Here is a 13,222-nt window from a genome sequence, read left to right as displayed (position 1 = left end):
GTGTGGGGCCTGGCCGCGGCCACCGCCCGCGGCTGGTTCGCCCGGTCACCGCGGCGGCTCTCCCTGGTCGGCGGGGCCGGCGGCCTCACCATGATCGGACTCGGCGTCACGGTCGCCGTGACCGGCCGCAAGGACTGACGGCCCGGCCGGGGTCCCGGCGCCGCGCCGTGGCGCCACGGGTCGTGGCGCCACGGCGTTCGCGGCAAGGGTGCGGTCAGCGCTTGAGGTCGGTGATCTCCCAGCGCTGGTTGGCGCCCGAGTTGGGGGTCCACACCGTGACCGGTGCCCCGTCGTGCGTCGCCTGGCCGCCCACTTCGAGCAGTCGGCCGGTGGCCTCGTTGACCAGCGTGTACGTGCCGTCGCCGGTGGTGGACAGGATCCAGCGGGCCGCCGCGTCCGCGCGTCCCCGGTCCTTCTCCAGGACGGCCGCGCCGTCCCGCACCGCGAGCCGCTGGTTGCCCTCGCGGGTGCCCAGCACGTAGCTCTGCCGGTTGTCGTGGCCCTTGGTGTGCGGGGTCAGCGTCCAGCTCTGGCCGCGGTCACCGTCCACCGCCGTGCTGATCACCGCGCCGCTGCCGCCGTCCGCCACGGTCAGCGCCCGGCCGCTCTGCACTCCGGTCAGCTGGTAGGTGTGGCCGGGCTGGACCAGCGCGGCGTCCCCGGCGACGCCGGAGACGCCGTCGATCAGGAAGGTGGTCACCGACTCGCCGGGCACGGTCAGCTGGGCGCGGCCGTCCCGGACCGGTACCGCCTCGCCCCTCACCAGGGCGCCGGAGGCGCTGGTGACCACCGGGGTGACGGTGGCGTTCTTCGCGGTCTTCTTGAACTTCGACAGGTCAAGGGTGACGGTGCGCTCCTGCGTGCCGCGGTGGGTGTGCACCACCGTGGCGGTGTCCCCGCCGGCCCCGACGGCCGCGACGCTGGCGGTGTCGTCGGTCCCGATCAGCCGGTCGCCCGGCGTGATGTAGTGGGTGAAGTTCCGGGCGGTGTTGAACTTCTGGTTGGTGTAAACGGGGCAGGTTTCCAGCGTGTCGCCGTCGGTGCAGTCGAACGGGAGCTGGATGCTGCCCCAGTTGCCGCCGCGCTCGGACTCGCCGCCCGGCTTCATGTTGTCGTAGTCCTCCACCGGCTGCCAGAACACCCAGGCGGTGGGCTCCAGTTCCCGCAGGTCGTCGGTGATCCGCTCGGCGAGTCCCAGGCCGGGCGCCATGGCCTCGAAGTCCTGGCCGTCGCCCCAGTCGCCCTCCACCTCACTCATCCACAGCGGCTTGTCCTCGCCCTTGGCGATGTCGCGCACCGTGGTCCGGCCGCCGGTGCCGTAGGTGTGCACGTTCAGCTGGTCGACCAGGGCGCGGACCTCGGCCGGGTAGCTCTCCCAGTTGCGGGCGAAGGTGGTGGGGTTGGTCTCGTCCATGGCGGAGATGACCGCGTCGGTGCCGGTGTCCTCGGCCGCGAGCCGCGCCGCCAGCGCCCGGATGACCTCCTGCTGGGCCTGCGGGCCGATGTGCGCGCCCTCCTGGCGTCCGCCGACGGGCTCGCCGTCGGGGCCGAGCCGGGTGCTCCAGTAGTTGGTGTTGGGCTCGTTGAACGGGTCGATGGTGTCGAAGGTGATGCCGTGCGCGGCCTCCAGCCGGTCCACCACGCCCACCAGGTAGGCGGCGAAGTCGTCCACCCGGTCCGGGCGCAGCTGTTCGTCGGTGGCGTTGAACCCGCCGGAGACATAGCCGCTGACGGTCTGGAACCAGGGCGGCGAGTTGCTGAACGCCTCCCAGTGGTCGATGTCGTCCTTGATGCGCTCCACCCACCAGCGCTGGGTGGCGTCGGCGTCCTCGTTCCAGTGGTCCGGGTTGTCGGCCTGCCACCAGTCGGTGTCGTGGCGGGTGGTGCCCTCGGGGGCCTGCCACCAGCCTTCGACGGCCCCGCCGGCGCGCAGGTAGTCGGTGACGTCGGGGGCGTTGCCGCCGCCCACGTTGTAGCGGGCGAGGTTCAGGGCGAGGCCGTCGTCGCCGAACAGCAGGTCGGCGAGGTGCTCGCGGATCTCGTCGGGGTAGTCGCCGGTCGCGTTGGCGAACCAGACCAGGCTGGTGCCCCAGCCCTCGAACGGCTGGCCCTGGTAGGAGGGGTCGGGGGTGATGGTGTGGTCCGCGGCGGTCGCGGTGGCCGGTCCGGCGGCGACGAGGGTGCCGGTGGCCAGCGCCACCACGCCCAGTGCGGCCGTCGTCGTGCGCTTCCTTCGGGAGCTGGTCATGTGCGGTGTGTACCTCTTCTCGACTCGCGTCGTTGCGATGGGAAAAGCGGAACGTGCTCTCGGTGCCGCCGGGCGGGTCCCGGGTCGGGGCCCGCCCGGCGTGCGGTCAGGGGCGGCGGCGCAGGACGGCGACGCCGCGGGCGGGGAGCGGGGTGGTCTCCCCGGTGAGGAGGTCTCCCTCGATCCCGGTCAGGTCGACCGGCTCGTCGGTGCGGTTGACCAGGAACCAGTACGCGTCCTCGCCGTGGGTGCGCACGGTCAGTTCGACCTTGCCGCGTACGGGCTCGGGCAGTTCGGCCGTGACCCCGGCGGCGGCCAGCAGCCGGGCCAGGAGGGGGGTGAGGCCGTCGGGGCCGAGCCGGGTGGAGACGTACGCGGCCGAGCCGGTCCCGGTGTCGTGGGTGCGGCGGGTGACGGCGGGGCGGCCGGCGAGTTCGCCGGTGCGGTAGGAGGCCCAGACCTCGACGCCCTCGGCGTCGGTGACCTCGATGCGGTCGCTCCACAGGGTGCCGGTGGAGCCGTCGTCCAGTGCGGCGCTCTCGCCGGGCAGCAGCGGGGCGAACTCCTCGATGCGGATGCCGAGCAGGTCGCGCAGCGGGCCGGGGTAGCCGCCGAGGTGGGCGTGGTCGTTCTCGTCGACGATGCCGGAGAAGTAGGTGGTGACGAGGTGGCCGCCGCCGGCCACGTATCCGGTCAGCTCCTTGGCGAGGGCGTCGGGGACGACGTGCAGCACGGGGGCGACGACCAGGTCGTAGCCGGCCAGGCCGGTGCCGGTGGGCACCACGTCGGCGCGGACGCCGAGTGCGAGGAACGCCGAGTACCAGTCGAGGGCTTCGGCGCGGTAGCGCAGGAGTTCGGTGGGGTGCGAGTCCTGTTCGCTGGCCCACCAGGACTCCCAGTCGAAGAGGATCGCGGCGCGGGCGGGGGCGCGGTGGGCGCCGGCCAGCGGGGCGAGGTCCTTCAGCCGCCGGCCGAGGGTGGTGACGGAGCGGAAGACCTCGCTGTCGCGGCCGGCGTGCGGGACCATCCCGGAGTGGTACTTCTCGGCACCGGCCGCCGACTGCCGCCACTGGAAGTAGCACACGGCGTCGGCGCCGTGGGCGACGTGCAGCAGGGCGTCGCGGGCGAGCTCCCCGGCGCCCTTGGCGCGGTTGACGGGCTGCCAGTTGACGGCGCTGGTGGAGTGCTCCATCAGGAACCAGGGGCGGCCGCCGGAGATGTTGCCGGTGAGGTTGGCGGAGAAGGACAGTTCGTCCAGGGCCTGCGGGGAGGGCACCACGTAGTGGTCGTTGGAGACGAAGTCGACCTCGGCGGCCCAGTCGGCGTAGTTCATGCCGCGGGTCTCGCCCATGACCATGAAGTTGGTGGTGATGGGGATGTCCGGGGTGGTGGCGCGCAGCACCTCGCGCTCGGCCCGCAGGTAGTCCTTGAGCGCGTCGGAGGAGAAGCGCTTGAAGTCCAGCTGCTGGGTGGGGTTGGGGTGGGAGGCGGCGAGCCGGGGCGGCAGGATCTGCTCCCAGTCGCTGTAGCGCTGGGACCAGAACGCGGTGCCCCAGGCGTGGTTGAGGGCGTCCAGGGTCGTGTAGCGGCCGCGCAGCCAGGCGCGGAAGGCGCGGGCGGCGTCGTCGGAGTAGTCGTAGAGGTTGTGGCAGCCCAGTTCGTTGGAGATGTGCCAGGCGACGAGGGCGGGGTGGTCGGCGTACCGCTTCGCCATGGCGTCCACCAGGCGCAGGGCGTGCTCGCGGAAGACGGGCGAGGTGGGGCGCCAGTGCTGGCGGGCGCCGGGCCACAGGGTCTCGCCGGTGCGGGTGACCGGCAGGATCTCGGGGTGCTTGGCGGTGAGCCAGGGCGGCGGGGAGGCGGTGGCGGTGGCGAGGTCGACGGTGATGCCGCCGGCGTGCAGCAGGTCCATGATCTCGTCGAGCCAGCCGAAGTCCCAGGTGTCCTCGGTGGGCTGGATGCGGGCCCAGGAGAAGATCGCCAGGGAGACGACGTTGACGCCGGCTTCGCGCATGAGCGCGATGTCCTCGTCCCAGACCTCGCGGGGCCACTGGTCGGGGTTGTAGTCGGCGCCGTAGCCGATGCCGGGCAGGCGCGGCCAGCGGTGGGCGGCGGCGGGTGCGGGGGCGCGGGTCATCGTGCTCCTTGGTGCGCGCGGTGGGTGCTGCGGTGCTGCGGGGTACGGGGGGCCGGGACGGGCTGGGACGAACCGGTGCCGGGCAGGCCGGGGCGGGGTACGGGCGCGGGCGGGCGGGTTACGGCGCGCCCGCACCCGTACCGGTGTTCCGGCCGCCGGGGTCACTCGTTGACGGTGAAGCCCTGTTCCTTGCCGTAGGCGATGGAGGCGTCCTGCCAGGCCTTCAGGCCGTCGGCGAGGCTGGTGCCGGAGATGTAGGCCTGTCCCGCGGTGTCGTTGAAGATGGAGTTGGCGTAGACCTGGTAGGGCAGGTACGACCAGCCGGTGCCGACGTTGGCGGCGGACTCGGCGAAGATCTCATTGGCCTTCTGGCCGCCGAAGTAGGGGAACTCGACGTTCAGGAATTCCTCGGAGTTGAGGTCGGCGGTGGTGGCGGGGAAGGCTCCGGCGTCGGTGCGGACCTTCACGCCGTCGCCGACGTTGAGGTACTCGACGAAGGCGTAGGCGAGGGCCTGGTTCTTGCCGGCGCTGGGGATGGCCATGGAGCTGCCGCCGTTCTCGGCGCTCACGTTGGCGCCTTCCTCCCACTGCGGGAGCGGGGCGACGCGCCAGTCACCGGCCGCGCCGGGCACCCCGGACTCGAAGTTGGGCGGCATCCAGGCGCCGGTGGCGAGGGTGGCGATGCTGCCGTCGCCCAGGCCCTGGTACCACTCGTCGGTCCAGCTGTTGATGGGGGCCAGCAGGTCCTCGTCGAGCAGCTGCTGCCAGACCTCGGTGTAGGCGGTGGAGCCCTCGTCGGAGAAGTCGATGGAGATGTCGGTGCCGTCGACGGTGTAGGGCCGGCCGCCGGCCTGCCAGATCATGCTGGTGGCGGCGCCGCCCTCGCCGATGTCGTTGGTGATGTAGACGCCGGGGTCGGCCTCGTGCAGGGCGCGGGCGGCCTCCACGTACGCGTCCCAGGTGGTGGGGACCTCGATGCCGTGCTCGTCGAAGACGGTCTTGTTGTAGAACAGCGCCATCGGGCCGGAGTCGGTGGGCAGCGCGTAGATGCCGTCGCCGGACTGGACCGCGTTCCAGGGGCCGGGCGAGAAGGTGCCCTCCAGCTGGTCGGCGCCGAGCGAGCTGAGTTCGGTGAGGGCACCGGAGAGGACGAACTGGCCGAGCGCGTAGTACTCGATCTGGGCCACGTCGGGGACGCCGGAGCCGGCGGATATGGCGTTCTGGAGGGCCGTGTACTGGTCCTTGTTGGTGCCGGCGTTGACGACGTTCACCTTGACGTTGGGGTGCTCGTCCATGAAGGCCTCGGCCGCGGCGGGCAGGGTGGCCTCCCAGGACCACACCGTCAGCGTGCCGCCCTCCTCCAGGGCCGCCTCGACGTCCGCGGGGCCCAGGCCGGAGGAGGCGCCGCCCCCGCCGCCCCCGCCGTCGCCGTCGGAGGAGCCGCAGGCGGTGACGCCCAGGGCGAGGGCGCCGACCACGGCGGTGGTCCGCACCAGACGGCGCACAGTGGTGTTGCTCATGGTGTCCATCTCACTTCTTTGTCAGATTGCACGGGGACGGGGGGACGTGGGGGGCCGGGCGGAGCGCCGTCATTCCTTGACGCTTCCGGCGGCCAGGCCGGACTGCCAGTACCGCTGGAGCAGCAGGAAGGCGATGACCAGCGGGACGATCGTCAGCAGGGAGCCGGTGATCACCAGGTTGAAGATGGCTTCGCCGCCTGCGGTGGCGGCCTGGTCCTTCCAGGAGTTGAGGCCGACGGTCAGCGGGTACCAGTCGGGGTCCTTGATCATGATCAGCGGCAGGAAGTAGTTGTTCCAGGTGGCGACCATGGTGAAGAGCAGGACGGTGACGATGCCGGGGGCCAGCAGCGGCAGGCTGACCCGGAAGAAGGTGCCGATCTCGCTGGAGCCGTCGATGCGGGCGGCCTCCAGGAGTTCGGTGGGGATGGCCTCGGAGGCGAAGACCCACATCAGGTAGAGGCCGAACGGCGAGATGAGGGAGGGGATGATGACGGCCCAGGGGGTGTTGGTGAGCCCCATCTGGCTGAACATCAGGAAGGTGGGGATTGCCAGGGCCGTGCCCGGTACGGCGACGGCGCCGATGATGACGGCGAACACGGCGCGCTTGCCGGGGAAGGTGAACTTGGCCAGCGCGTAGCCGCCGAGGACGGCGAGCAGGGTGGCGCCGCCGGCTCCGGCGACCACGTACAGCAGGGTGTTGAGCAGCCAGCGCACGAAGGCGCCGTCGTTGTAGCTGAGGGTCTTGCCGATGTTGTCCCACAGCGCGAAGTCGCCGCTGAACCACAGGCCGAAGGAGTTGAAGAGCGAGCCCTGGGTCTTGGTGGCGTTGATGAACAGCCATACCAGCGGCACCAGCGAGTACAGCAGGACCAGCCCGGTGAGCAGGGTGAGGGTGATGCTGCGGCGCGGCCGGTTGACACTGTGCGGGGGGCGCGGGCGGCGCGGGGTGCGCAGCCGTACGGCGGAAGCCGGGGTTCCCATCGCGTGGCTCACGCTTCCTTTCGCATGCCGCGCAGCTGCACGGCGTAGGCGATGACCATGGTGAAGAGGCCCATGATGATCGCGACCGTGGCGGCGTAGTTGTGCTGCTGGCCGGTGAAGGACAGCGAGTAGGTGTAGAGGTTGGGCGTGAAGTAGGTGGTGATCGCGTTGGGGGCCAGCTTCTGGAGGATGGACGGCTCGTTGAACAGCTGGAAGGAGCCGATGATCGAGAAGATGGTGGCGATGACCAGCGCGCCGCGGATGGCGGGGAGTTTGATGGCGGTGATGACCCGCAGCTGTCCGGCGCCGTCGATCTCGGCGGCCTCGTAGAGGGAGTGCGGGATGACCCGCAGCGCCGAGTAGAAGATCAGCATGTTGTAGCCGATGAACTCCCAGGTGACGATGTTGCCGATGGCGGCGAGGATCAGGTCCGGGGAGAGCGGGTCGGGGAGGGAGACCCCGAAGGCGTCGTTGATGTTGCCGATCAGCCCGAAGCGGGAGCCGTACATGAAGCTCCACATGATCGTGGCGACGACGGCGGGGACCGCGTACGGCAGGAAGATCGATATCCGGAAGAAGTTGGCGCCGTAGAGCCGGCCGCTGTCCAGGGCGAGGGCGACCAGCAGCGCCAGGAACAGCATGATCGGCACCTGGACGGCGAGGAAGAGGCTGACCCGGCCGAGCGCCGACCAGAACTGCGGGTCCTCGAAGGCGCGCTGGTAGTTCTCGAAGCCCACGAAGGTGCTGCCGCCGACCAGTTGGTCGCGGAAGAGGCTGAGGTAGATGGAGTACCCGATGGGCGCCAGGAACACCAGGGCGAAGACGGCCATGAACGGCCCGATGAAGCCCCAGCCGGTCCAGGAGCGCCGGTCGCGCTGCTTCCGGGGCGCGCGGGCGGGGCCGAAGCGCCCTGCTCGCCCCGTCCCCTGGGGCGGTGACAACGTTGTCATGGCCGAATCCTTGTTCCGTCGTGCGGAATGTTTACGTAAACATGTTGGATTATGTTTACGTAAACATCAATGGCTGGATGCTTACACTGCTGCCTGATCGCCGTCAAGACTCGACGTGGCACATCACAACCGCCCCGACGGTGCGGCAGCACAGGATTCGAGCACGAGGGGAACGTGATCGCTCAGGTGGCAACGGATCAGCCGGGGCCGGCGACGGAGCCGGGCGCCCTGCCGGCACCACGCCGCACCCAGCGGGTGTCGATGGCCCATGTCGCCCGGCTCGCCGGGGTCTCCTCGCAGACCGTCTCCCGGGTCTCCAACGGCCACCCCGGCGTGGGCGAGGAGACCCGCGCCCAGGTGCTCACCGCCATGAAGCAGCTCGGCTACCGCCCCAACAGCGCGGCCCGCGCCCTCAAACGCGGCGAGTTCCGCACCATCGGCGTCATCCTGTTCACCCTCGCCACCACCGGCAACGTCCGCACCCTGGAAGCCATCGCCACCTCCGCCGCGAGCGAGGGGTACGCGATCACACTGATCCCGGTGACCGCCCCCACCCAGGACGGGGTGCGCGGCGCCTTCACCCGGCTCGGCGAACTCGCCGTCGACGCCGTGATCGTGATCATGGAAGTGACCCTCGCCGGTGTCGACGTGCTGCCGCTGCCGCCGCACGTCCAGGTGGTCGTCGCCGACTCCGACGCCGGCGACCGCTACAGCGTCGTCGACACCGACCAGGCCGGCGGCACCCGCGAAGCGGTCCGGCATCTGCTGGACCTCGGCCACCGCACCGTGTGGCACATCTCCGGGCCCGCCGAGTCCTTCGCCGCCCAGCGCCGCGCCCGCGCCTGGCGCGCCACCCTGGAGGAGGCCGGGCGCGAGGTGCCGCCCATGGCCGCCGGCGACTGGAGCGCCGAATCCGGCTACCGGGCCGGGCTGCTGCTGGCCCGCAACCCCGCCTGCACCGCCGTGTTCGCGGCCAACGACCAGATGGCGCTCGGCCTGCTGCGCGCCCTGCACGAGGCGGGCCGCTCCGTGCCGGGCGACGTGAGCGTCGTGGGCTTCGACGACATACCGGAAGCCGGCTCCTTCGCGCCGCCGCTGACCACCGTCCACCAGGACTTCGCCGAGGTGGGACGGCGCTGCGTGGCCGGTGTGCTGCGCAAGATGCGCGAGGAGGACGCGGCCGGGCGCGGCACCACGCTGGTGCCCACCCACATGGTGATCCGGGACAGCACCGCGCCGCCGCCCACGGACCCGCCCGCAGCCGCCGGATAATCCCGTGGCCACCCGCGGCCGGACGGTGCTACGGTATGCCGGTCGCGACACGTGGGTCGCGCACCGGCGAGACGAGGGAGGTGAGGTTGATGGCTGCGAACGAGACCGTTGCACTGCGCAACGCCCGGACCATGACCACCCTCACTTCCCGGGCCCCGGTCTGATTCCACACGTTTTCACACCGCAGGGGCCCCTTGTCCGCAAGGGTTACCACCGTTGTCCCACGCATCATCATCCGCGTACGATCTGTCCCGCTTCGGCTGGACGACCGACCTCGAAGAGCAATTCGCAGCACATCGCACCGCCGGCCTGACCCCGGCCCGTATCGTCCGCGTCGACCGCGGGCGCTGCGAGGTCGTCACGGCCGGAGGACCGCTGCACGCTGACCCCACCGCCGTCACCGAACCGTGCACCGGCGATTGGGCCGCGCTGCGCGGCACCCGCATCGAGGCGCTGCTGCCGCGCCGCACCGCCATCGTGCGCGCGGGAGCCTCCCGCACCTCGCTGGCCCAGACGCTGGCCGCCAACGTCGACACCATCGTCATCACCGTGCCGCTGGCCACCGCCCTCTCGGCGGACCGGCTGGAACGGCTGGTCGCCCTCGCCTGGGAGAGCGGCGCCCGCCCGGTGATCGCCCTCACCAAGGCCGATCTCAGCCCGGACCCCGAAGTGGACCGGCTGGAGGCCGAGGCCCTGGCGCCCGGCGTCGAGGTGTTCCCGGTCACCGCCACCAGCGGCGCCGGGATGGACGCGCTGCGCGCCGCGCTGACCGGCACCGTCGTACTGCTCGGCGTCTCCGGCGCCGGCAAGTCCACCCTCGGCAACGCGCTGCTGGGCGCCGAGGTGCTGCGCACCGGAGCGGTCAGCGCCCAGCAGCACGGCAAGGGCCGGCACACCACCGTCAGCCGCGAGCTGGTGCCGCTGCCCGGGGGAGGCGTGCTCATCGACACCCCCGGACTGCGGGGGGTCGGCCTCCAGGACGCCGGCGCCGGGATCCAGCAGACATTCGCGGAGATCGAGGAACTGGCCCAGCGCTGCCGGTTCGCCGACTGCGCGCACACCGCCGAGCCGGGCTGCGCCGTCCAGCAGGCCATCGCGGACGGGGAACTCCCCGAGCGGCGGCTGGCCAGCTACCGCAAGCTGGAACGCGAGAGCCGCCGCGCGGCGGCCCGGCACGACAGCCGGCTGCGCGGCGAGTTGCACCAGGAGACGGTCAAGCGGCAGAAGGCCATCAGCCGGCATCTGCGGGCGGTCTACGGCCGGGACGGAGGGCGGCAGAAGTGAGCGACGCGCTCCACGAGGCGTTTTTCGCCCTGCACCACGGGCTGCGCCGCCAGGGCCCCGGCTCGGACGCCACCACCCGCCGGCTGCTGGCGCTGGCCGGGCCGCTGCCCGAGCGGCCCCGCACGCTGGACGTGGGCTGCGGCCCGGGGCGGGCGGCGCTGCTGCTCGCCGCCGAGGCCGGGGCACGGGTGACGGCCGTGGATCTGCACCGGCCGTTCCTGGACCAGCTCCGGGAACGGGCCGCCGCACGCGGGCTGTCCGACCGGATCCGCATCGAGCGGCACTCGATGACCGCACTCCCCTACCCGGACGGCGCCTTCGACCTGATCTGGGCCGAGGGCTCGGCGTATCTGATGGGGTTCGACACGGCGCTGCGCTCCTGGCGGCGGCTGCTGGCCCCGGGCGGTGTCCTGGTGGTCACCGAATGCGAGTGGGCGACGGACACCCCGGCGCCCCGGGCAGCCGCCTTCTGGGCGCAGGCCGGTGCGCTGCGCAGCGGGGAACGGAACACCGCCGCCGCCGAGGCGGCCGGCTACCGGGTGCTGGGCGTGCACGAACTCCCCGACAGCGACTGGTTCGAGGAGTACTACGACCCGCTGGCCCGGCACGCGGACGCCGCCGATCCGGCGCGGCCCGGCATGGCCGAGGCCATCGCCGGGGCCCGGGAGGAGATCGCGGTGCGCAGCGCGCACGGCGCCGACTACCGCTACCGGGGCTATGTGCTGACCCCCGCCAACGCTGAGGAGAAGAGCATGTGGACCACCCGGGCCGAACACCCTGGAAGCGCCGGTGCGGCGGACCGGGCGGCGATCCGCGAGGTACTGCTGGGGGCGTTCCCCACGCCGCTGGAGGCGGACCTGGTGGAGGCGCTGCGCGCGGACGAGTCCGCGTGGCTGCCCGAACTCTCGGTGGTGGCGCAGACGCCGGACGGCACGATCGCCGGCTATGCGCTGATCACCCGGGGCTGGGTGGACGGTGAGCCGGTGCTCACGCTCGCCCCGTGTGCGGTGCGGCCGGAGTTCCAGCGCCAGGGCGCGGGAGCGGCGGCGATCCGGGCGGCGCTGGCGGCGGCCCGCGCCCGGGACGGGGAGAGGCTGGTGACGGTGCTCGGACACCCCGAGTACTACCCGAGGTTCGGCTTCACCCCGGCCTCGGGGTTCGGGATCCGGGTCGGTTTCGAGGTGCCGGACGAGGCCATCATGGTGCTCGCCCTGACCGAGGACCGCCCGCTGCCGGCCGGGACGATCCGGTACCCGGCGGCGTTCGGCGTCTGACGTTCCGTCACCGCGCCACATGTCACACGGTCCGGCCGCCCCGCCCGCTGGGGCGGGGCGGCCGGACCGCCGCGGGGCGCGGCGCCGTCACTTCTTCGCCGCGGCCTTGGCGGCCTTCGCCGCCTGCTTCAACTCCTGCTTGTTGGCGCGGACCTTGGCGAGGGACTCGGGTCCGGTGATGTCGGCGACCGAGCGGTAGGCGTCGTCCGGGCCGTAGTCGCCGGCCGCCTCGCGCCAGCCCTGCGGCCTGACGCCGTACTGCTTGCCGAGCAGGGCGAGGAAGATCTGGGACTTCTGCTTGCCGAAACCGGGCAGTTCGGTGAGCCGCTTCAGCAGTTCCGCGCCGGTGGCCGCGTCCCGCCACACCGCCTCGGCGTCCCCGTCGTAGCGCTGCACCAGGAAGCGGCACAGCTGCTGGATGCGCCCGGCCATGGAGCCGGGGTAGCGGTGCACGGCGGGCTTGGCGGACAGCAGCGCGGCGAACTGCTCGGGGTCGTAGGCGGCGATCTGCCGCGCGTCCAGATCGTCGCCGTCCAGCCGGGTGGCGATCGTGTAGGGGCCGGTGAAGGCCCACTCCATCGGCACTTGCTGGTCCAGGAGCATCCCCACCAGGGCGGCGAGCGGGCTGCGGCCCAGCAGCGCGTCGGCCGCCGGCTCCTGTGCGAGACGGATCGTGACGTCGCTCATGGAGGGCACTCTACGGCGCGGCCCACCCGCCGCCCGGCACATCCGGCGCGCCTTCACCCGTCGCGTACGGGTGAATCCCCGGCCGGTGGCGGTATGCCGCGGCGCGCGGACCGGGGCTCTCCCGTCCCATGGGTGGGGTGAGCGATGAAACCCCTTTGCGGTACGACAACCTGCGCGCGCTGTATATGAACTGCACGCTGAAACGGTCGCCCGAGGTCAGCAACACCGGCGGACTGATCGACATCAGCCGTTCGGTGCTGGAGTCCCAGGGGGTGACCACGGAGGTGGTCCGGGCGATCGACCACGACATCGCCACCGGGGTGTGGCCGGACATGACCGAACAGGGCTGGGAGCGCGACGCGTGGCCGGCGCTGTACGAGAAGGTGCTGGCCGCCGACATCCTGGTGCTGGCCGGGCCGATCTGGCTGGGCGACAACAGCTCGGTGATGAAGCAGGTCATCGAACGGCTCTACGCCTGCTCGGCGGAGCTGAACGACCGGGGCCAGTACGCCTATTACGGGCGGGTGGGCGGCGCGCTGATCACCGGCAACGAGGACGGGGTGAAGCACTGCGCGATGAACATCCTCTACAGCCTCCAGCATCTGGGGTACACCATCCCGCCGCAGGCGGACGCGGGATGGGTCGGGGAGGCGGGGCCGGGGCCCTCGTACCTGGACCCGGGGTCCGGCGGGCCGGAGAACGACTTCACCAACCGCAACACCTCGTTCATGTCGTGGAATCTGATGCATCTGGCGGCACTCCTCAAGCAGGCGGGCGGCGTTCCGGCGCGCGGCAACCAGCGCACGGAGTGGGAGGCCGGATGCCGCCCTTGCGCGAAGAACCCCTAACACCGCTGACCCGCACAGGAT

Annotated in this window: 10 protein-coding genes and 1 pseudogene; 5 read left to right on the top strand and 6 right to left on the bottom strand. The window is 71.9% G+C overall.

From position 1 onward, the window contains the following. Positions 1–138 (top strand): annotated as a pseudogene (locus tag ACFV5N_RS15745) (LysE family translocator); the annotation flags it as partial. A gap of 76 nt (positions 139–214) precedes the next feature. On the opposite strand, the gene ACFV5N_RS15740 reads toward ACFV5N_RS15745, so the two are convergent. From ACFV5N_RS15740 to ACFV5N_RS15720, 5 genes are all read right to left on the bottom strand, one after another. Then, entirely contained in the window at positions 215–2,248 is a 2,034-nt protein-coding gene (locus ACFV5N_RS15740) for a glycoside hydrolase (protein ID WP_385599370.1), read from the bottom strand. Positions 2,249–2,354: 106 nt separating this feature from the next. Beyond that, positions 2,355–4,385, bottom strand: a complete 2,031-nt coding sequence (locus ACFV5N_RS15735) for a beta-galactosidase (RefSeq protein ID WP_385599367.1) — start codon at positions 4,383–4,385, stop codon at positions 2,355–2,357. A 161-nt stretch (positions 4,386–4,546) separates the two neighbouring features. Further along, entirely contained in the window at positions 4,547–5,905 is a 1,359-nt protein-coding gene (locus tag ACFV5N_RS15730) for an ABC transporter substrate-binding protein (RefSeq protein ID WP_385599364.1), read from the bottom strand. Between the two features lie 69 nt (positions 5,906–5,974). Next, on the bottom strand, positions 5,975–6,886 hold the full coding sequence (locus ACFV5N_RS15725; protein ID WP_385599375.1) for a carbohydrate ABC transporter permease: 912 nt from the start codon (positions 6,884–6,886) through the stop codon (positions 5,975–5,977). Positions 6,887–6,894: 8 nt separating this feature from the next. Beyond that, positions 6,895–7,836, bottom strand: coding sequence for a carbohydrate ABC transporter permease (locus ACFV5N_RS15720; protein ID WP_385599361.1), 942 nt, complete (start codon positions 7,834–7,836; stop codon positions 6,895–6,897). A gap of 186 nt (positions 7,837–8,022) precedes the next feature. Here ACFV5N_RS15720 and ACFV5N_RS15715 point away from each other — a divergent pair, with 186 nt between their 5' ends. The 3 genes from ACFV5N_RS15715 (at position 8,023) to ACFV5N_RS15705 (ending at position 11,666) form a co-directional block, all read left to right on the top strand. Further along, on the top strand, positions 8,023–9,108 hold the full coding sequence (locus tag ACFV5N_RS15715; protein WP_385599358.1) for a LacI family DNA-binding transcriptional regulator: 1,086 nt from the start codon (positions 8,023–8,025) through the stop codon (positions 9,106–9,108). Positions 9,109–9,324: 216 nt separating this feature from the next. Next, a complete protein-coding gene (gene rsgA / locus ACFV5N_RS15710; protein ID WP_385599355.1) occupies positions 9,325–10,392 on the top strand; it encodes a ribosome small subunit-dependent GTPase A in 1,068 nt (355 codons plus the stop codon). Then, positions 10,389–11,666, top strand: coding sequence for a GNAT family N-acetyltransferase (locus ACFV5N_RS15705; protein ID WP_385599352.1), 1,278 nt, complete (start codon positions 10,389–10,391; stop codon positions 11,664–11,666). Before rsgA ends, ACFV5N_RS15705 begins: the two co-directional genes overlap by 4 nt. 87 nt (positions 11,667–11,753) lie before the next feature. On the opposite strand, the gene ACFV5N_RS15700 is transcribed toward ACFV5N_RS15705, so the two are convergent. After that, positions 11,754–12,353 (bottom strand): HhH-GPD-type base excision DNA repair protein, encoded by a 600-nt coding sequence (locus tag ACFV5N_RS15700; RefSeq protein ID WP_385599349.1) that lies wholly within the window; start codon positions 12,351–12,353, stop codon positions 11,754–11,756. A 185-nt stretch (positions 12,354–12,538) separates the two neighbouring features. Here ACFV5N_RS15700 and ACFV5N_RS15695 point away from each other — a divergent pair, with 185 nt between their 5' ends. Next, positions 12,539–13,201 (top strand): flavodoxin family protein, encoded by a 663-nt coding sequence (locus ACFV5N_RS15695; protein ID WP_385599372.1) that lies wholly within the window; start codon positions 12,539–12,541, stop codon positions 13,199–13,201. The last annotated feature ends 21 nt before the right edge of the window (positions 13,202–13,222 follow it).

This window comes from Streptomyces sp. NPDC059853 (assembly GCF_042731495.1).
GTDB lineage: Bacteria > Actinomycetota > Actinomycetes > Streptomycetales > Streptomycetaceae > Streptomyces.
Note: the sequence above shows the minus strand (reverse complement) of the source record. Positions and strands in the feature narration are given on the sequence as shown.

Excerpts from the sequence above, each read along its gene's own strand:
- ACFV5N_RS15740 (WP_385599370.1), bottom strand. The coding sequence starts at position 2,248 with ATGACCAGCTCCCGAAGGAAGCGCACGACGACGGCCGCACTGGGCGTG.
- ACFV5N_RS15735 (WP_385599367.1), bottom strand. The coding sequence starts at position 4,385 with ATGACCCGCGCCCCCGCACCCGCCGCCGCCCACCGCTGGCCGCGCCTG.
- ACFV5N_RS15730 (WP_385599364.1), bottom strand. The coding sequence starts at position 5,905 with ATGAGCAACACCACTGTGCGCCGTCTGGTGCGGACCACCGCCGTGGTC.
- ACFV5N_RS15725 (WP_385599375.1), bottom strand. The coding sequence starts at position 6,886 with ATGGGAACCCCGGCTTCCGCCGTACGGCTGCGCACCCCGCGCCGCCCG.
- ACFV5N_RS15720 (WP_385599361.1), bottom strand. The coding sequence starts at position 7,836 with ATGACAACGTTGTCACCGCCCCAGGGGACGGGGCGAGCAGGGCGCTTC.
- ACFV5N_RS15700 (WP_385599349.1), bottom strand. The coding sequence starts at position 12,353 with ATGAGCGACGTCACGATCCGTCTCGCACAGGAGCCGGCGGCCGACGCG.
- ACFV5N_RS15695 (WP_385599372.1), top strand. The coding sequence starts at position 12,539 with ATGAACTGCACGCTGAAACGGTCGCCCGAGGTCAGCAACACCGGCGGA.